The organism is Streptococcus plurextorum DSM 22810 (assembly GCF_000423745.1).
Taxonomy (GTDB): Bacteria; Bacillota; Bacilli; order Lactobacillales; family Streptococcaceae; genus Streptococcus; species Streptococcus plurextorum.
This window is the reverse complement of record NZ_AUIO01000012.1, coordinates 20,127-40,055: the sequence shown is the minus strand read 5'-3', so window position 1 is coordinate 40,055 and position 19,929 is coordinate 20,127. Positions and strand designations below refer to the sequence as shown.

Genomic DNA, 19,929 nt, shown 5'->3' with positions numbered 1-19,929 from the left:
ACAAGATGTCTAAATTTAATCGTATTCACCTGGTCGTTATGGATTCTGTCGGAATTGGTGCGGCACCAGATGCGGACAAGTTTTTCAATGCAGGCGTAGCTGACACGGAGTCTGACACTCTTGGCCACATCTCTGAAAAAGCAGGTCTTGCTGTGCCAAATATGGCCAAAATCGGTCTTGGAAACATCCCTCGTGACACGGCCCTTGCGACTGTTCCTGCTGAGGAGAATCCGACTGGCTACGTGACCAAGTTGGAAGAAGTATCACTCGGAAAAGACACCATGACAGGCCACTGGGAAATTATGGGCCTCAACATCACCGAGCCATTTGATACTTTCTGGGACGGTTTCCCAGAGGAGATTTTGACAAAAATCGAAGAGTTCTCAGGCCGAAAAATCATCCGTGAGGCGAATAAGCCCTACTCTGGTACAGCTGTCATTGATGACTTTGGTCCTCGCCAAATGGAAACAGGGGAGTTGATCGTCTATACCTCCGCAGACCCTGTCCTTCAGATTGCAGCCCACGAAGATGTTATTCCATTGGATGAATTGTACCGTATCTGTGAATACGCTCGTTCCATTACCCTTGAACGCCCAGTTCTTCTTGGTCGTATCATCGCCCGTCCATACGTTGGTGAGCCTGGCAATTTCTCACGTACTGCCAACCGCCATGACTACGCGGTGTCACCGTTTGAAGCAACTGTTCTCAACAAGCTTGCAGATGCGGGAGTTCCTACCTACTCTGTCGGCAAAATCAGCGACATTTTCAACGCATCAGGTATTACCAACGACATGGGCCACACCAAGTCAAATATGCACGGTGTAGATGTCCTACTTGAAACCATGCAGTTGGCTGACTTTGAAAAAGGTTTCTCATTTACCAACTTGGTTGACTTTGATGCCGTTTATGGTCACCGTCGTGACATCGAAGGCTACCGCGATTGCTTGCAGGAGTTCGATGCTCGTATTCCAGAACTTATCGCTGCTATGCGTGAGGATGATCTGCTCTTGATTACAGCTGACCATGGAAATGATCCTGCCTATGCAGGTACAGACCATACCCGTGAATATGTGCCACTCTTGGCTTATAGCAAGTCCTTCACAGGCAGTGGCGTTTTGCCAGTTGGACATTTTGCGGACATCTCAGCGACTATTGCTGAAAACTTCGGTGTCGAAAAAGCTATGATTGGCGAGAGCTTCTTAGGAGCTCTGGTCTAATGGAACAACTGACGGTCTATTACAATCCCGACTGCAGCAAATGTAAGAAATTAAAAATCTTACTGCCTAGCCAGGACCTGGACATCAAGTGGGTCAATTACCTAGAAAATCCACTGACAGCAGAAGAATTGACAACACTTTTGGAAAAAATGGGCAGTCAGCCTTCTGCAGTTATTCGGTTGACAGAAGAAGAGCGAGCAGGTTTGTCAGAAGAACAACTCTTTGAGCGTTTAGTTAAAGAGCCTGCTCTTCTCAACCGTCCCATTATCGAGCTAGAACAGACAGCCTTTCTCTGTCGTCCCCTCGACATCATCAAGGAAAAAATGCCAGAATATGACTGGTCAGCGTATTTATAAGAAAGGTAGCTATGGACAAAGTAACCATTTACCATAATCCAGAATGCGGCACCTCTCGCAATACTCTGGCCCTCATTCGCCATGTTGGGATTGAACCCGAAGTAATTCTTTACTTGGAAACTCCTCCTACAAAGGAAAAGCTCGCAGAGCTGTTAGCTGCGATGCAACTGTCTGCTAAGGAGCTTCTTCGCACCAATGTGCCTCCTTATGAAAATATGGGAATTGATTGGGACAAGGCTGATGAAGACGCGATTATATCAGCAATGGTTACAGAACCAATCCTCGTCAATCGACCGATTGTTGTGAGTTCCAAAGGTGTCAAATTGTGCCGTCCGTCAGAAGTCGTCTTGGATTTACTCCCGCCGATGACAGAAGTATTCATCAAAGAAGACGGAGAAGTTGTCTCTCCTTTGTAAAGAGTGATGGCTTTCTCCCTAACAAATATTCATAGAAAGGAAGATTTGGTTGGTGTAACCAACTGAATGGGATTACGGTCCCGACTATTTTATATTATGTCACTATTAGAAAAAATTATTGAAACAAAAGCTTTCTTGGAAGAAAAAGGAATGATTAAGCCAGAATTTGGTTTGATTTTGGGATCAGGCTTGGGCGAATTGGCTCAAGAAGTTGAAAATGCCATTGTCATCGACTATGCAGACATTCCGAACTGGGGCAAGTCAACGGTTGTAGGCCACGCTGGTAAGTTGGTCTACGGTGATTTGGCAGGTCGCAAGGTCTTGGCCTTGCAAGGTCGTTTCCATTTCTATGAAGGCAATCCAATGGAAGTCGTGACCTTCCCAGTCCGTGTTATGAAAGCCCTCGGTTGTGAAGGTGTGATTGTGACCAATGCCGCAGGTGGTATCGGCTACGGTCCAGGTACTCTCATGGCTATTACAGACCATATCAACATGACGGGTCAAAATCCATTGATTGGCGAAAACTTGGAAGAATTTGGTCCACGTTTCCCAGATATGTCCAATGCCTACACCAAAGAATACCGCGAGAAAGCTCATGCTGTTGCGGAAAAATTGAGCATTAAGTTGGACAATGGTGTCTACCTCGGTGTGACAGGTCCTACCTATGAAACACCTGCAGAAATCTTGGCCTTCAAGACCATGGGTGCCCATGCAGTCGGCATGTCAACAGTGCCAGAAGTTATCGTGGCAGCTCATTCAGGCATGAAAGTCTTGGGAATTTCTGCTATCACCAACTTTGCGGCTGGTTTCCAATCCGAACTCAACCACGAAGAAGTGGTAGAAGTAACCGAGCAAATCAAAGGCAACTTCAAAGGCTTGGTCAAGGCTATCTTGGTTGAGTTGTAGGAGGAAAAATGTCAAATAAACCCTGGTTCAATATTTTAAAAGGGCTTTTACTTATTCTTATATTGACTGTTGCATGGCTAATATTCTTTGCTACTATCAGTTCAAGCAAATCTGACACCAATTATGAACCGTTTAGTGGTGCATCTATAGTCTGTGCTCTCATAACTTACGATGTCATTCTATTTGTAGGGCAGTACAACAAAATTATTCATCTAAGAGAAGAGATCGCTACGTCTTACAATGCTGTCATCATCAAGCAGAAACACGTGACTAATCTGGTTAGTCAATTACAAGAAGTAACCGATAAAATCATTGACCACGAATTGAAAATGTCTGTGAAAAATACTTTTTCTGATCTCGTCGAAGAGGAAAAAGATTCTGATCGCATGACAACAGAAGGAAACGATGCACAGCACAATCAGACGAAAAAACGTTTTTCATCTACTTCCGGCTCTAATCAATTTCATGACCACATAGCCTATCAATCTGAAAAGGTGTCTAAATTGGTAGAACGTATTGAGCGTGATACTAGAGGAAAAGCAGATGAAAGTCTAAAACATTTGATGCAAGACATCAAAGAAGCTGAAGCTCTAGTGACGAACCAGCGCCTTTACTACAACGATACGGTTTCACAATATAACAAAACCATAAACGCCTTACCCTTTGTTTTTTTCAGAAAGGCATTTGGCTTTAAGGAAGAAACCTACCTATTTGTTTAGTGGCTAATGCCCTGCTGTGTCCACAGAAAAAGAATATTTGAAAGGAAAGAGAACACTTGTACTCTTGGTATTAACATATGTCTATCCACATCTCTGCAAAACCAGGTGACATCGCTGATAAGATTTTGCTTCCTGGTGATCCACTTCGTGCTAAATTTATCGCGGAAAACTTCCTCGAAGACGCCGTTTGCTTCAACCAAGTCCGCAATATGTTTGGCTATACTGGTACTTACAAAGGTCATCGCGTATCTGTTATGGGAACAGGTATGGGGATGCCTTCCATCTCTATCTATGCTCATGAGCTCATCAATGACTACGGCGTGAAAAAACTGATCCGCGTTGGAACAGCAGGCTCTCTCAATGCTGATGTCCATGTGCGTGAATTGGTATTGGCTCAAGCAGCTGCAACCAACTCTCGCATGATCAATATTGATTGGCCAGAATACGACTTGCCACAGATTGCTAGCTTCAATCTCTTGGATAAGGCCTATCACATTGCCAAAGACCTTAATCTGACCACTCATGTTGGAAATGTCCTGTCATCTGATAGCTTCTATTCACCAAAACTATTTGCTCGCAACCTAGAACTTGGGCAACTTGGTGTCAAGGCAGTCGAAATGGAAGCGGCAGCCCTCTACTACTTGGGTGCTAAATTTGGTGTAGAAACGCTGGCTATCATGACCATTTCAGACAGCTTGGTCAACCCAGAAGAAGACACAACAGCAGAAGAGCGTCAAAACACCTTCACAGACATGATGAAGGTTGGTCTTGAAACCCTAATCGCAGACTAATGGCAGGAAATGACCAAAGCCTAGCCCTCCTACTAGAGGTCTATGCTTACCATCACGCTTTTAAACTAGCAAAGCAGGCTACTGGACTAGATCCAGATAGCCTCTTTTTGCTGGAAATGTTAAAAGAGCGTAGAGAATTAAATGTCGCTTACCTTTTTGATCACCAAGAAAAGCTAAAGCAACTGGAGACAACATACGGCATATCCCTACTTTCGAATGCTTATGAAGAAGAACTACTAGCCAACTACATCATGGACTTAGAAGCTAAGGTTAAAACGGCTGACATCATTGATTTTGTCAGGGCAGTTAGCCCCATTCTCTATCGTCTCTTTTTACGGTTAGCTCAGGCCAAGGTACCAAATTTGTCAGATTTAATCCACAATACCAAGTCTTCTCAGTACGATACTTGGAAATTCTCTGTGATGAAAGACTCAGAAAATCCTTTTATTCAAAACTTTTTATCCCAAAAACGTGAGGCTAAAGTGACGTCAAAAAGCTTGGCTGACCTGATTCAGGTGACGGATTATGGAAAAGCCATCAAAGATAGCGTTCTGCAGTTACGCCAGTTTGAAAAAGCTGTTCGCAATCCCTTGGCACATCTGATTAAACCATTTGATGAAGAGGAGCTTCACCGCACGACTGGATTTTCATCTCAGGTATTCTTGGAGCAAATCATCTTTTTAGCGCAGCAAGCAGGCGTTAGCTACCAAACAGATGAGTTCTACTATGATAAAGTCAATCGTATCATTATTGAAAACCAGAAACTAAATCCATAGCCTTTTTAGAAGAAAGGCAAAGAGAACATATTTTGTCACTGTGACATCTTCATAGGAGATGACATGACAGTAGAGCAACATAAACTATTCTTAACAAGCTTGCTCTAGCTGTCTGACACTGGCATAGAGGTTTCCCTGACAGGGTTAGGGGCAGAAGCAGTAAGCACAAATGGTATCTAAACAAACTTAGAGGCTAGGACGACGTCCTAGCCTCGCTTTATGAGTTAAACTTGACTTCTTCGATAAGATAGTTGATAAATTTCTCTCCCATATTGGATAGATTAGCTTTTTGATGCTGGATGTAGACCAGTTCGATGTCGTCATCAATATTGAGAGGGATTGAGGCGATATTATCACCATTGAGATTGCTGTTCAGAATACCAGTGGCAATGGTATAGCCATCTAAACCAATCAAGAGATTGAAGAGCGTTGCTCGGTCTGAGACAACGATTGACTTTTTATGAGGCACTTGAGCCAGTATTTCTTCTGCAAAATAGAAAGAATTATGAATGCCTTGATCATAAGAGAAATAAGGGTAATCACTGAGCTCTTCTAAATCCACGCTGGCTTTCTGAGCTAGTGGGTGAGTCTTTGAAACAAAAATATGCGGGTGGGCAGTAAAGAGTGGGGTATAGGTCAAACGGCTATCATCCAACATCTTTGTCAGCACATCGCGATTATAACTATTGAGGAATAAAACCCCAATTTCTGAGCGGAAGTTTTTGACATCATCGATGATTTCCCAGGTTCTTGTCTCACGTAAGAATAGCTCATATTGGGTCATGTCCGTCCCTTTTAAGAGTGAAACGAAGGCATTAACAACAAAAGCGTAGTGCTGAGAGGATACCGAAAAGAGTTCTCGGTGAGTGGTTGGGTTTTTATAACGTTCTTCTAAAAGGGAGGTCTGCTCGACAACTTGGCGTGCATAGGAAAGAAATTCGACACCATCTTTGGTCAGGGTAATGCCCTTTGGATTTCGGATGAAGATATCAATGCCCATTTCTCTTTCCAAATCTCGTACAGCATTTGAAAGGCTAGGTTGAGTAATATACAGTTGTTTGGCTGCTTCATTCATTGAACCAGTTTCAACGATTTTGATGATGTAATGTAGTTGTTGGATGCGCATCAATTTATCCTCATGCTTTGAATTTTTTCTTTGGTTGGTGTGACACGTAGCGTTTTTTGTCCTGTGTAGGTTACAAATCCAGGTTTGCCACCGTTGGGTTTGTTTAACTTTTTGGCTTCAATCATATCCACCTGAACCAGATTGGACAGGCGTGCTTTGGAGAAGTAGGCCGCTAATTCTGCAGCATCGGTCTTAACCTGGTCAGATGGTTCTAAATTATCTTTGATAATGACATGACTCCCTGGGATGTCTTTTGCATGGAACCAGAGCTCCCCTCTTTTAGCCATTTTAAAGGTCAACTCTTCATTTTGCAAATTGTTTCTTCCCACCATAATAATAGTTTTACCGTCAGAAGCGAGATACTGTTCAGGTTTTTTGCGTTTGTGGCGTTTGTCTGTGGTGCGGCGTTTCATCAAGCCAGCTTCAACCAGTTCTTCTCGAATATCTTCAATCTCATCCATGTTGGCTTGGGAAAGGTTATAGTCAACAGATTCCAAATAAGCAATGGTTTGTTGGGTATCTTCGATAAGCCCTGTTAAATGCTTGACCGCTTCTTTTAATTTTTGATACTTTTTAAAATAACGTTGCGCGTTTTGATTAGGTGTCAGAGCAAGATCCAATACAATCGTGATTGGACTTCCTGTGTAGTAGTTGTCTAGAGTGACGCTGTCTTTATTATTTGGCACTTGACTTAAGAAGGTGGTCAGCAACTCGCCCTTTTGGCGAAAGGCTTCAGCATCGTCAGTGGCCACTAGTTCAGCTTCCTGCTTGCCTAATTTTTTTCGATTTTTTTCTAATTCATTTTGCACACGATGAATCAAATCACTGGCCTGCTGGGCAATCCGATCTCGCTCGGCTTTTTCCCCATAGTAAAAGTCAAGGACTTGTGACAAGCTATCAAACCGTTGAAGGCTATCGGAAAATGGCAAAGCAGCGAAACTTTTTTTTGTCAGACAAGCCTGGGTTTCTTGTGCAAAGAAAGATCGAAAGTTTTTTAGTTTATCTGTTTTCAGTCTCTGTTCAAGTTCTTGAGCAGAGTCACGGCCCAGTCCCTGAAAGAGTTTCTGGAGATTTTTGGCGCTTAATTCCTCAGTCTCTAAGAGTTCAAAGAGTTTTTCATCCGAAATGTCAAACGGGTTTTCAGCTGTCGTCTTTGGGGGAGCGATATAGGTCGATCCTGGCAGAATAGTCCGATAGGAATTTTGCGAAAAACCGACATGCTTGATGGATTCAATGATTTTACTTTCCGTTTTATCAATCAAAATCACGTTAGAATGTTTGCCCATGATTTCCATAATCAGAGTGACCTTGATGTCGTCTCCGATTTCACTTTTATTGGAAACCGAGATTTCCAAAATACGATCATTCTCGATTTGTTGGATATCCTCGATAACTGCCCCTTGAAGGTATTTACGCATGATCATGGTATAGGTATTGGGATTTTGTGGGTTTTGAAAATCAGCCTGGGTGGTCTGAATCCGACCGAAAACAGGGTGAGCAGATAATAAGAGCTTGTAATTTTGACGGTTATTACGAATCGTCAAGACAAGCTCGCGCTCAAAAGGCTGATTGACCTTTTGAATCCGACCGTAGAGGACTTGCTCCCTTAATTCTTTGGTCAAATGATGTAAAAATAAACCGTCAAACGACATAGCTTTCTCCTTGAATATATCAGTCTTTTCATTATATCATAAACTTTTAGCAAATATTTTTTCAAAATGACTTGCAATTTTCAGAATTTACGATATAATTAAGAAAATTAAGCAAGGAGGTCTTGAGACATGAAAACATTCACATCTACAAACTGGCAAAGCTGGCATCTGTAAAGTTGTGTTTATGTTTGGCATAGATACGACTTTTTGGAGTACTTCAAAAAAGTATCTGTGCCGCTTGTCTTAGATCTCAATCTAGTGAAAGCGCCATAGAAAACTAGGCGCTTTTTTGTATTTAAAATCTTTGTACTCTGCTTCAAGCCTAGCTGATAACTGTTACGATAAAGAGGAGAAAATATGAAACATAAAGGACTTATTGCAACGCTTGTTGCTATTGTATTGTTAGTTGGAGTTGCCCTTTTCACACAAGGTGGGAATAAAAAAGCTACCAAGACAGAAAATCAGGTGGTTAAGATTGGTATTTTACAGTTTGTGACACACGATGCTCTGGATGACATTAACCGAGGCATTGTGGATGGTTTGGCAGATGCAGGCTATGAAGGAACTACGGTTCAGTTGACACAGATGAATGCTGAAGCGGATCAAAGTAAAATTCAAGTCATGGCTAGTCAATTGGTTAAGGACAATGATATTGTTGTTGGGATTGCAACGCCTGCAGCACAAGGTTTAGCAAGTGCCACGACAGAAATTCCAGTTGTGATGGGAGCTATTTCAGATCCTGTCGGTGCTAAACTGGTTAAAAACCTTGACAAACCAGAAGGGAATGTGACAGGAACTTCAAATCAAGTACCCATTAAACAAGGTGTTGAATTGATTGGTCGCGTCACACCGAATGTTAAAACGGTTGGTATTATTTATTCTAGTAGTGAAGACAATTCGGTATCTCAAGTAGCTGAATTTAAAAAATATGCTGAACAGGCTGGCTTAACGGTAGTTGAATATGCAGTCCCTTCAACTAATGATATTGTAGCTACCATGAGTGTAGCTGTAGAGAAGGTTGATGCTTTCTTTGTTCCACAGGACAACACAATTGCTTCTGCCTTCCCGTCAGTGATTAGCGCAGCAAATGCTGCAAAACTTCCCGTCTATTCTAGCGTTGATACCATGGTGGCACAAGGAAGTTTAGCAGCGATTTCACAAAGCCAGTATGATATTGGTCGTGAGACGGCTAAGGTAGTGGTCAAACTCTTGGCAGGTCAAGAGGTCGCAAACGTTCCAGTAAATGTTATTGACACTGGTAAACCTGCGGTCAACCCTAAAGCAGCAGAATTATTGGGCATTACTATTCCCAAAGATGTTTTAGATGAAGCGGATATTGTAGAAACGGAGTAATTATGATTCTTTCGGCAGTCACACAAGGCCTATTATATGGTATTTTAGGGCTAGGTATTTATTTGACTTTTCGGATTTTAAATTTTCCAGACATGACAGCAGAGGGCTCTTTTCCTTTAGGAGCTGCGGTGACTGTCACTTTACTAAACCATCAAGTCAACCCCTTTTTAGCGACTCTGGCAGGAGCGGTATCTGGCTGTTTAGCTGGATTTGTCACAGGACTTCTTTATACTAAGGGGAAAATTCCGACAATCTTATCGGGAATCCTTGTAATGACATCGGCTAACTCAATTATGCTGATGATTATGGGTGGTGCCAATTTAGGTCTTCTAGGAAGTCAAACGCTAGCGCACTTTCTCCCTTTTTCAAAAGAAATCAATGTCTTGATTTTAGGATTTATAGCAGTTGTTTTGGTTATTGGTAGTCTTATTTTCTTTTTACATACCCAAATAGGTCAGGCTTATATTGCTACTGGTGATAACCGCGACATGGCTAAAAGTTTTGGCATTGGAACGGATCGTATGGAAGTGATGGGACTTGTCATTTCAAATGGCATTATTGCCTTAGCAGGGGCTTTGATTGCGCAACAAGATGGTTATGCGGATGTTTCAAAGGGAATCGGTGTTATTGTCGTTGGACTAGCTAGTATTATTATTGGTGAGGTTCTCTATACCAATCTTAGCTTACTAGAACGTTTGATTGCTATTGTGGTAGGAGCTATTTTATACTGGGCTTTGATTACGACAATTATAGGGCTAGGCTTCAGCACCAATTACCTTAAGTTGTACAGCGCCATGGTACTAGCCATCTGTCTTATTTTCCCAACCCTAAAGGCAAAAATCTTGAAAGGGGTGAGTTTATCACGATGACAAAAATTGTAGAACTCAAGCAAGCCACTGTTCGTGTTAATAATGGTTTTGATGAGTATAAAACCATTTTAGATCAAGTAGATTTGACCATTTATGAACATGATTTTCTGACCATTTTAGGAGGAAATGGAGCTGGGAAATCCACCCTATTCAATGTCATTGCAGGAACCTTGTCTTTGACCAGTGGCTCTATTTTCATTATGGGTGAAGATGTGACACAGGTGCCTGCAGAAAAAAGAGCCAAATACTTGTCGCGTGTCTTTCAAGATCCCAAAATGGGGACGGCTCCTCGTATGACGGTTGCTGAAAATTTACTGATTGCCCAAAACCGCGGAGAAAAGCGGAAATGTTTACCGCGCAAGCTTCAAGTCCAAGAGGAGGCCTTTACCAAATTGCTGAGTAGAACAGGCAATGGTTTGGAAAAGCACTTCAATACACCAACCGGGCTCCTATCTGGTGGTCAAAGACAGGCCTTGAGTCTGTTGATGGCGACTCTAAAGCGACCTGAGCTCCTCTTACTTGATGAGCATACGGCGGCTCTAGATCCAAAGACCTCAGCTTCGCTGATGGCATTGACAGATACCTTTGTCAACCAAGACCGTCTAACAGCACTCATGATCACTCATCAGATGGAAGATGCCCTTACTTATGGCAATCGCCTTATTGTGATGAAAGAGGGAAAAATTGTCAAGGATCTTTCAGCACAAGAAAAAGCTAATATGACCATTACCGATTATTATCAGATTTTTGATTGAGAAGCTAGGTTTTCCTAGCTTCTTTACTTTTCAAGAAAAATATTTGAAAATATGCTATAATATAAGGGCTGTAATTCGACTTATCAACCATTGAAAAAAGATGGACATAAGGAACGTTAGTATAAGATTTTAAAGATAAAAGGAAGGGAATCCTTCCGAATCAAAAAAGAAAGGAAATAAGCGTTAGTTGCGGTTTTTGAGCCGAATATCATCCAGATGAGGGATAAACAGGGAGAGAAAAGAGCTTTGTAACTTCCAGTTAGGAAAATCTGACTGGCAAGTAACAGTTTAATCATCACTTTTGGCCTAATTAACGCTTTAAACATCACAAAAATGAGTGATATTAAAATTATTGCCCTAGGTGGGGTTCGTGAAAACGGTAAAAATTTCTATCTTGCAGAAATTAACCAAGCTATTTTTATCTTGGATGCAGGGCTTAAGTACCCTGAAAATGAACAATTAGGTGTCGATGTTGTCATCCCTAATTTAGAGTATCTTGTTGACAATAAGGAGCGTGTTCAAGGAGTCTTTTTAACGCACGGTCACGCCGATGCGATTGGTGCCTTGCCGTATCTCTTACAAGATGTTAAAGTACCCGTTTTTGGTTCGGAATTAACCATCGAATTGGCTAAGTTGATGGTGAAAAATAATAACGCCACTAAAAACTTTACTAATTTCCACGTGGTGGATCATGAGACGGAAATCGAATTTAAAGATACCACAGTCTCCTTCTTTCAAACCACTCACTCTATTCCAGAGAGTTTAGGTGTGGTTTTAAGGACAGATGAGGGGAATATTGTCTATACCGGTGATTTTAAGTTTGACCAAGCTGCTAGCAAATTCTATCAGACAGATTTGGGACGTTTGGCAGAAATTGGACGCGAGGGCGTCCTTGCGCTTCTCTCTGACTCTGCTAACGCCACAAGCACCGTCCAAATTGCCAGTGAAGCAGAGGTGGGAGCTGAAATCAATCATGTGGTTGAAGAAGCAGAAGGTCGGATTATCGTTGCAGCTGTTGCGTCTAATTTGGTTCGTATTCAACAAGTGTTTGATGCTGCCGCACGCTTTGGCCGTCGTGTCGTTTTGACAGGCTTTGATGTGGAAAACATCGTCCGCACAGCTATCAAATTGAAAAAATTGTCAGTCTTTGATGATCGTTTGTTGATTAAACCAAAAGATATGTCAAAATATGAAGACCATGAGCTGATTATCCTGGAAGCTGGCCGTATGGGCGAGCCAATCAATGGATTGCAGAAAATGGCATCAGGCCGTCACCGTTACGTGCAAATTAAAGATGGTGATTTGGTTTATATTGTGACAACCCCTAGCATTGCGAAAGAAGCTGTGGTGGCACGTGTCAATAACCTGATTTACAAGGCAGGTGGTTCTGTTAAAATGATCACACAGAACTTGCGCGTGTCAGGGCATGCTAATGGCCGTGATTTGCAGTTGATGATCAATCTGTTGAAGCCCAAGTACTTATTCCCGATTCAAGGAGAGTATCGCGACTTGGCGGCTCACGCGGACTTGGCAGAAGAGATTGGTATTTTACCTGAGAACATTTATATTGTTAAGCGTGGAGATATCATGCACTTGTCTGATCAAGGCTTCTTGCACGAGGGGGCCGTACCAGCAAGCGATGTCATGATTGATGGAAATGCTATGGGGGATGTTGGTAATATTGTCCTTAGAGACCGTAAAATTCTTTCTGAGGATGGGATTTTCATCGTGGCCCTTACGGTCAATAGGCGTCAGAAGAAAATTATTTCTAAAGCTAAAGTTCATACGCGTGGCTTTGTCTATGTTAAGAAAAGTCGCGACATCATGCGTGAATCAGCGGACTTGGTCAATGCAACGGTAGAGAAATACCTAGAAAGAGACAATTTCGATTGGGCAGAACTCAAGTCAGCTGTTCGGGATGATTTGAGCAAGTTTCTTTACGATCAAACGCAATGTCGCCCTGCGGTATTGCCGGTGATCATGGAAGTTCGTTAATGCGACAGAATATCAAAGGTTGAAAGTAACTTTCAACCTTTTGCTCTATGATTTTATCTAGAAAGGAGTGGGGATGGTTGACTTTTGGTGTTTTGGCACCAAGCAAAAGTAAAGGAAAATTTCCTGTGTTTCTCAACCTTCTCCGAATCAATATCATGGCTTTTATGGAAATTGAATACAATTCACTTGCCTTGAATCAGTATCGCCAAGTGACCGTTATTTATCCTGAAATAAGTGAGGTCCTTGGTGCAGATAGTCAGGATATTCCTGTGCTTTACCTTTTACACGGGATGAATGGCAATCACAATTCTTGGAACAAACGCACCAATATTCAGCGGCTGTTGCGCAAAACCAATCTCATTGTAGTCATGCCTAACTGCGATAATGGATGGTACACCAACACGGCTTCAGGCCTTAACTACTATGATGCTATTGCTATTGAGTTGCCTCAGGTTCTCCGCCAATTTTTCCCAAACATGACCACCAAGAGAGAAAAGACTTTTATTGCGGGGCTTTCGATGGGAGGATACGGTGCTTTTAAACTTGCTCTAAAAACTAATCAGTATGCTATGGCAGGGTCATTTTAAGGTGCTTTATTTACCGACGAACTCATACTAGAACATATAGGAGAAGAAGATACTGCGTATTGGTCAGGTATCTTTGGGGGACTGACGCTAGAAAGCTTAAAGTCTCACTTATTGACCAACATAGCTCAAGATTTCGATAAAAAGACCAAATTATATGCCTGGTGCGGTCAAGAGGATTTCCTTTTTGACATCAATGAAAAAGCCATGGTAGATTTTGAATCACTTGGACTAGCAGTGGATTATCAAACAGACCATGGGACACATGACTGGTATTATTGGGAAAAGCAACTAGAAGTTTTCTTAGAAATGCTTCCCATTGACTATGTCAAAGAAGAGCGATTGAGCTAGTCTGTTTTTCGCGATGTCCTTACAGGCAGCAATACCTTGGAGAGATAATATGGAATATGTGGTAACTTACCAAAAAGACGGTCAAAAGTCTGCAGTGAATCAAGTCATTTTGCTAAGCGGGTCACCTCGTCGCAAACAGCTCTTAGCCTTTTTAAAGCCGGCTATTCGTTCTATAGAGGTGGACGAAAGAGCTATTGAGGAGCGTTTTATGGCAGCTTTTGCGACAGATGATTTTTTAACACGGGCCGCAAAAACCTGTTGCGAAATTTCTATGGCCAAATCAGACATTGCTCTTAAAGAGGGAGAGTTGGCGATTTCTGCAGATACTATCGTGGTCTTTGAAAATTGCATTTATAATAAACCAACTGATGAAAAGCAGGCTCGAGAGATGTTGCTGTCCTATTTTGGAAAGACGCATCAGGTTGTTACTTCTGTCTGTCTTCGGGGCGTAGATTATCTAGAGGTATTCTACACGTTAGCCGAGATTAGGTTTGTGGATTATTATCCAGAGTTGGAAGAGGCCATCGAATCTTATTTAGCTTCTGGTTTGGCAATGGATAAGGCGGGAGCCTACGGCTTTCAGGAACTTGATCCGCGTTTTATCAGTCATGTGACTGGAGATATTCATACCATTATTGGCATGCCAGTGGCAGAAACAGCAAGAAGATTAGCAGAATAGTTTGGGAAATGTGGTTCGATAAACTGTCTAAAATCCTAAAAATACTACCGTAAGATAAGCTTGATGTCGCTAAGAGTCAAGCTTATTTGACCTAAAATCAATCATAGTATGATAAAATAAGGATATCATATTAGGAAATGAAAGATTCGATACCATCGAGCCTTTGGAGGAGATATGCACGGAGAGAGAAAACTTCATTTTGGGATTCGGAAATATGCTGTCGGAGTCGTGTCGGTAGCACTTTCTGCAAGTTTTTTAACGGGACAGTATGCAAGCGCTTTAGAAATTGTAGATGCTACAGTAGCGTCGCAGGAGCTCGTTAGTCAAGCTAGTGCTGTTTCAGGAGATAACAGTATTGAAAAGGGGGCGACTGATGCTGGAGTGGCTTTTTCAGAGACGCTTTCTGAAACGCCCACTCCTTTAATGGTTGAGGCTAAAGAAGCTCCTAGCAATGGGGACAATGCATCTGCAAGTCAGTTAGCAGCGTCAGAAACACAGACTGGAGAAAGTTTGCTTAGAAGTGCCGCACAAGAACAAGTGATGGCAACCCTTCCCTTAGACGCCAATGAAGACTTGCTAACCCCAGTATCAGGTCAAACCATTGCTAAGGTACAAGTGGTCTTTGTTGATGGGACTAGCCGTATTGAGGAAGCAACTGCGAATAACACGGCTTCTTTTGTGACAGATCCAGCTAGTGCTAATTTAGCCAACAGCCTCGTTTCTGAGTTTCAAAGCATCAATTATGAAGACCTTTACGCGGGTTTGAATCATCAAGAAAGATTTACAGATGGTTTTGCTATTGAACAAGAACTGAAAAAAGAAAAGAACGGACAAACACCCACACCGCAAGAACTAGCTGATCGTAAAAAGCAAGTTTACATGGATCGGTTGGATATGCGTGACAATTTTGAGCAGGTTAAGACTAATATCGAGACCATCTTGACAGGTGTTTTTGAAAAGTCAACTGCTGTAACTGCAGATACTGTAAAAGCCAATAAAGAAAAAATCTTGCTAGGCTTAAGCTATCTGGATCGTCAATACCATTTTCAGTTTGGTCATTTAGCAGCTAAGGATTTGATTCTCTACTATCCGGAAGTTTTTGGTAGTCAAAGCGATGCCCTTACCAACCTGATTACTATAGGAAACGTGACCTATGCCGATCTAGAATTAAGGAATAATCTAGCAACCTACCAGAAAAAAGTAGCTCCCATCACTCAAGATGTTGATCTCATCCAATTTATTGAAAATCAAGTACCTAGATGGACCAACTATCAGAATGCTGGCGAATGGTTTAAAGCGACTTCCAAAGCTTATATTGTCGAATCAACCAGTCCTCACAAAGAAACAGGGCTCTACACCCAACTCAGAAACAGTAGTCGCTTAAAGAATCACTTGTTACCATTATTAACAGTTGGACAAGATTCGCTTTATGCCATTAGCACAACAAATACCATTACATACGGTGCGGTTGATACCTACTTGGCATCAAAGACAGAAAGCAATAAAACAGCTTTCCAGGATAAGTTAGCCTACTACGCAAATCACCAACAAGCCTTCCTAGATTTTTGGTATCGTATCAGTGAGCAAAAGGACCGCTTAAGAACTTATGAGCCTATTGTTGTGACGGACTCCCTTCAATCTTATTCGACAGGGACAGTGTCTGCTGAGCAATTATGGTCTAAAAAATCAGGTTCGACAGCCCTTCCTGGTGTGCAGGAATTTATCGGTCCGATGAATCTCTACATGAATTTTGTGCGTGCAGGCGGACAGGCTAATGGCGACAGCGGTGTTACCCTCTTTCTTTATAAGGCATTGACAGATGACGGTCAGTCAGTTTATACCCATGAGTTGACTCATATTCTTGATAATAAGGTTTGGTTCAATGGCTACGGTAGAAGGACAGGTCAAGGAGCAGAGGTTTTTGCGCGTGGCTTATTTGAAGCTCATAATAACAGGTTAGGGACTGCCTACCCACCAATGTTTAATTTGAATACGGCTTATACTTTGGGGGATAATCGTACTCAGAATCAATCGCCGACGCGTTTCCAAACGGTAGACGATTTGAAAACTTACATGCAGGGCATTTTGGATGTTGTTTATAGCCTAGACTATTTAGAAGCGCAAGCTATTTTGCAACAGACCAATGACGACCGTGCCTTGTTGCTTAATCAGCTCACCTTAATTCCTGATCAGGATACGAAAAGACCAAACCAGGTTAAGGATCAGTTCAGTCATATTACGTCTGAATTAGCGGCAAGTCTACAAAGTGTTGATGATTTTGTTGATCAAAGCTTGGTTTCAGGACGTTTAGCCTTCAAAGGGATCGATACCACAGGTATTGCTAAACCTAATGATTATCATGTGGTCCCACTTTTTGAACCTATCTACGCAGGTGTTCAAAATGACATCGGGTCCGCAGGAGATGTTAGCTTCCGCCGTTATGCTTACGAAATTCTAGGAGAATATGGTTACGATGGAATGGTAGCCTACCTCTCTAATCAATATGACACTGATGCCACTGCTTTAGCAGCGATTATGCCAGAACATCAGGGCAATCTAGCAAGCTTTAAAAAAGCCATGTTTGCAAGACGAGCAGATCGCTTAGATGACTTAAAGGCGACAAGTCAATTTTCTGATTTAGCAGGTCTGGAAAGTAAGATGCTAGCTGCTGTTGAGCAAGACTTGGCTAAAATGAAAGCCAATAAAGCGATTGGAACGCATCTAACCAATGGTGTGACAGCAGTACGTGCTCTGAAAACACAGATTTATCTAGACTATATGGCTCTGACAGATGAGTTTAGAACTAGTATTTATAAGGATAAAGAAACCAGTCGTACCTTCTACGTCACCAATGGTCTAGAGACCTCTACAGAAGGCACTGGTACAGAAAACAATCCTTACCATAGCCTGTCTTATGCCTTGCAGCAAGCCAGTGACGGTGATACTATTAAGCTCGTGAAAAACGTTACCCATCGTCAAGATCAGGTCTTTGATATCCCTAAAGCAGTGACCATTGATGGACAAGGTCATACACTGACTTTCCGTGGTTCAGATGTAGCGCTTGGGGCTGATGTTGTTTTCACCAATATGACCTTCAATATGATCCCAGATGGTAGTAAGCAACCAACCATCTACCTCTCAGGGCACCGTGCTGTCTTTGATAAGGTATCAACAACGGTCAGTCAGTTGCAAGATTCTTTGCGCCCGACTATTGTGGCAGGAGCTCGTACAGGAAATCCAACAGGAAGCCATGCAGGTCTGCTGTTGATTAATGGTGACTCTAATATGCGTTTCCGTCAAATTTTTGCTGGAAATGCTGATAGTACAAGTACCATTCCGGTAGATATCATTATTGATTCAGAATTTGCCAAGGTTGATGAAGGCATTGACTTGGGAGGACAGGACGATCACGTGACTTACGGTCGCGTGGAAGTAATGTCGCGTTCAAGCCAGGTTAAAAAGGTCATCGGGGCAAATAGTATGGATAACAGGGTGACCATCGTGGGAACTCGGATTTATGGTGCAGATTTCTCTGATATCCAAGAGCTGACCCTATCCGAAAATGCCAACCTGACGCTCTCTGACACCGTGAGGGAGATTACCAGTCGTGTGCAAATTGATACGGGAAGTCAACTGCGCTTAGGGAACACCGCTTTGGTGAGTGTTGGTGATCTGGGAGGAGACGGTAAGCTCATCATTCCAGCTGGGACAGCATTGGAAGTTTTGGGCAATCTGGAGGATGCGATTCAGATAGAGCTAGCTGGATTTGAACAACCATTAGCTAATCAGCTGAATCAGACTTTCTTGAGTGTAGAAGGCGCTGTGACCGGTTCTGCTACGGTTAGCTTAGCCAATGATTATAGTCGCTTTGCTATTGAAGAGACTAATGGCAGCTACCGTCTGATTAGTAAAGAGCAACAACCACAGACCCACCGTGTGACACTAAGGTTCTACCATGCTAACCAGTTAATCAAAACCGAACAAATTGATATTCTTGATGGGCAGTCAGTGACAGCACTTGAGCAATATCTCCCTCAAGCAACAACTGGTCACTACCAATTGGGTGCTGGTTTTGACAAGGCAGTGTTAAACGGTATTGATCGCAGTCAGACAATAGATATTCCCCTCATCTTAAGCATTCCAATGACACCTATCGTGACCTTTGATCAGACACAAATTCAAGCGATGTCCTTGATTAACGGTTTAGATAAGTCTACCTATCAAGTGGGTGATTATTTAGACTTGACAGGAGTCCGTTTGCGCTTAACAGATCATCAAGGAATGTCTATCACCATTGATGATAGTCGCTTTGTAGATTTTGGTATCGTAGTCAGTCCCTTGCAGGAGTCGCTTGCAACTAACCATCAGCAAGTTCTTCTCACTTTAGGAGATAAAGTGGTTTCCTTGCCAATCACTGTCCTAGCCTTGCCAAAAGCTAATCACTTCCAGCCGCAGATCCTAGGCCAAGCACAATTTCTTTTAAGTGATAATCTAGAAGCTAAGACAAGTCTCATTTTTGAACAAATTAGCCTACCTGAGTCAGCAGGGAACCTGCAACTGACTGTGTTAGATCATTTGCCTCAAGAAAGTGGTGACTATACGGTAACTGTTCGTGTTTCTTATGATGATCAGAGCTATGATGATGTTGCTGTACCGCTGCACATTTTGTTTACGGATAAAGGAAGAGGTCAGAGTCATGAACTGCCTGAGGGTGTCTTGCCACCACTAGAAACCGCGCACGGTTCAGGTGCTAAGCATGAACTTCCAGAAGGCGTCTTGCCACCACTAGAAACCGCGCATGGTTCAGGTGCTAAGCATGAACTTCCAGAAGGCGTCTTGCCACCACTAGAAACCGCGCATGGTTCAGGTGCTAAGCATGAACTTCCAGAAGGCGTCTTGCCACCACTAGAAACCGCGCATGGTTCAGGTGCTAAGCATGAACTGCCTGAGGGTGTCTTGCCACCGCTAGAAACCGCGCATGGTTCAGGCAGGCATGAGCTTCCAGAAGGCATCTTGCCACTGCTTGATACTCGTCAAACTTCTGGCACCACAGCTATCTATTCAGCTGTATCTCTGCCAAATGTCGATGAGCTAAGGTCAACGTCTGAGGCTAATGAGAGCACGGATGAGCAAGCAAAACTGCCAGCAACAGGTCAAAAAGAGTCTTATCACCTCTATGGACTGGCTATGCTTTTAATGAGTACACCTTTGCTATTACGAAAAGATAAACTAAGGAGAAAATAGTCCTTGAGTATTAACAGATACTTATGGCAGGTCTTATGAGAGAGAACTGGAATGGTTCTCTCTTTTTTTTATATTCAAATCCCTTGACTAATAGATGTTAATATATTATACTTTATATGTGGTTATAACAAGTTGGAGGT

15 protein-coding genes and 1 pseudogene are annotated in these 19,929 nt (G+C 42.4%); 14 read left to right on the top strand and 2 right to left on the bottom strand.

Going from position 1 to position 19,929, the window contains the following annotated elements; genetic code table 11:
* Positions 1-5 precede the first annotated feature (5 nt).
* The 7 genes from G575_RS0108585 (at position 6) to G575_RS0108555 (ending at position 5,181) form a co-directional block, all read left to right on the top strand.
* A complete protein-coding gene (locus G575_RS0108585; RefSeq protein ID WP_027972368.1) occupies positions 6-1,217 on the top strand; it encodes a phosphopentomutase in 1,212 nt (403 codons plus the stop codon).
* Positions 1,217-1,573 (top strand): arsenate reductase family protein, encoded by a 357-nt coding sequence (locus G575_RS0108580; protein WP_027972367.1) that lies wholly within the window; start codon positions 1,217-1,219, stop codon positions 1,571-1,573. Before G575_RS0108585 ends, G575_RS0108580 begins: the two co-directional genes overlap by 1 nt.
* Before the next feature lie 11 nt (positions 1,574-1,584).
* A complete protein-coding gene (arsC, locus tag G575_RS0108575) occupies positions 1,585-1,989 on the top strand; it encodes an arsenate reductase (glutaredoxin) (protein WP_027972366.1) in 405 nt (134 codons plus the stop codon).
* A gap of 96 nt (positions 1,990-2,085) precedes the next feature.
* The gene (locus tag G575_RS0108570; protein ID WP_027972365.1) at positions 2,086-2,895 is read left to right on the top strand and encodes a purine-nucleoside phosphorylase; all 810 of its coding nucleotides are present in this window, start codon (positions 2,086-2,088) and stop codon (positions 2,893-2,895) included.
* Between the two features lie 8 nt (positions 2,896-2,903).
* A complete protein-coding gene (locus tag G575_RS11385; protein WP_037622917.1) occupies positions 2,904-3,614 on the top strand; it encodes a LemA family protein in 711 nt (236 codons plus the stop codon).
* Positions 3,615-3,691: 77 nt separating this feature from the next.
* Entirely contained in the window at positions 3,692-4,405 is a 714-nt protein-coding gene (deoD, locus tag G575_RS0108560) for a purine-nucleoside phosphorylase (RefSeq protein WP_027972364.1), read from the top strand.
* A complete protein-coding gene (locus G575_RS0108555) occupies positions 4,405-5,181 on the top strand; it encodes a hypothetical protein (protein ID WP_027972363.1) in 777 nt (258 codons plus the stop codon). The genes deoD and G575_RS0108555 overlap by 1 nt, the downstream gene beginning before the upstream one ends.
* A 217-nt stretch (positions 5,182-5,398) precedes the next feature.
* Here the strand turns inward: G575_RS0108555 and G575_RS0108550 are convergent, their stop codons facing one another.
* Positions 5,399-6,307 carry a LysR family transcriptional regulator gene (locus G575_RS0108550; protein WP_027972362.1) on the bottom strand — a complete coding sequence of 303 codons (909 nt, stop codon included), beginning with the start codon at positions 6,305-6,307 and terminating at the stop codon, positions 5,399-5,401.
* A complete protein-coding gene (locus G575_RS0108545) occupies positions 6,307-7,959 on the bottom strand; it encodes an Rqc2 family fibronectin-binding protein (protein ID WP_027972361.1) in 1,653 nt (550 codons plus the stop codon). The genes G575_RS0108550 and G575_RS0108545 overlap by 1 nt, the downstream gene beginning before the upstream one ends.
* A gap of 357 nt (positions 7,960-8,316) precedes the next feature.
* Between G575_RS0108545 and trpX the strand changes: the two genes are divergently transcribed.
* From trpX to G575_RS0108510, 7 genes and pseudogenes are all read left to right on the top strand, one after another.
* Complete coding sequence (gene trpX, locus G575_RS0108540) at positions 8,317-9,312, top strand: tryptophan ABC transporter substrate-binding protein (protein WP_027972360.1); 996 nt, start codon at positions 8,317-8,319, stop codon at positions 9,310-9,312.
* A 2-nt stretch (positions 9,313-9,314) separates the two neighbouring features.
* Positions 9,315-10,181: an ABC transporter permease gene (locus G575_RS0108535; protein WP_027972359.1), complete on the top strand. Its 867-nt coding sequence runs from the start codon at positions 9,315-9,317 to the stop codon at positions 10,179-10,181.
* A complete protein-coding gene (locus G575_RS0108530) occupies positions 10,178-10,936 on the top strand; it encodes an ABC transporter ATP-binding protein (protein WP_027972358.1) in 759 nt (252 codons plus the stop codon). Before G575_RS0108535 ends, G575_RS0108530 begins: the two co-directional genes overlap by 4 nt.
* A 333-nt stretch (positions 10,937-11,269) precedes the next feature.
* Positions 11,270-12,931 carry a ribonuclease J gene (locus tag G575_RS0108525; RefSeq protein WP_027972357.1) on the top strand — a complete coding sequence of 554 codons (1,662 nt, stop codon included), beginning with the start codon at positions 11,270-11,272 and terminating at the stop codon, positions 12,929-12,931.
* A gap of 155 nt (positions 12,932-13,086) precedes the next feature.
* Positions 13,087-13,866: pseudogene (locus G575_RS11380) on the top strand (alpha/beta hydrolase).
* A gap of 49 nt (positions 13,867-13,915) precedes the next feature.
* Positions 13,916-14,545: a Maf family protein gene (locus G575_RS0108515; protein WP_027972356.1), complete on the top strand. Its 630-nt coding sequence runs from the start codon at positions 13,916-13,918 to the stop codon at positions 14,543-14,545.
* A gap of 174 nt (positions 14,546-14,719) precedes the next feature.
* Positions 14,720-19,789 (top strand): ZmpA/ZmpB/ZmpC family metallo-endopeptidase, encoded by a 5,070-nt coding sequence (locus tag G575_RS0108510; protein ID WP_027972355.1) that lies wholly within the window; start codon positions 14,720-14,722, stop codon positions 19,787-19,789.
* The last annotated feature ends 140 nt before the right edge of the window (positions 19,790-19,929 follow it).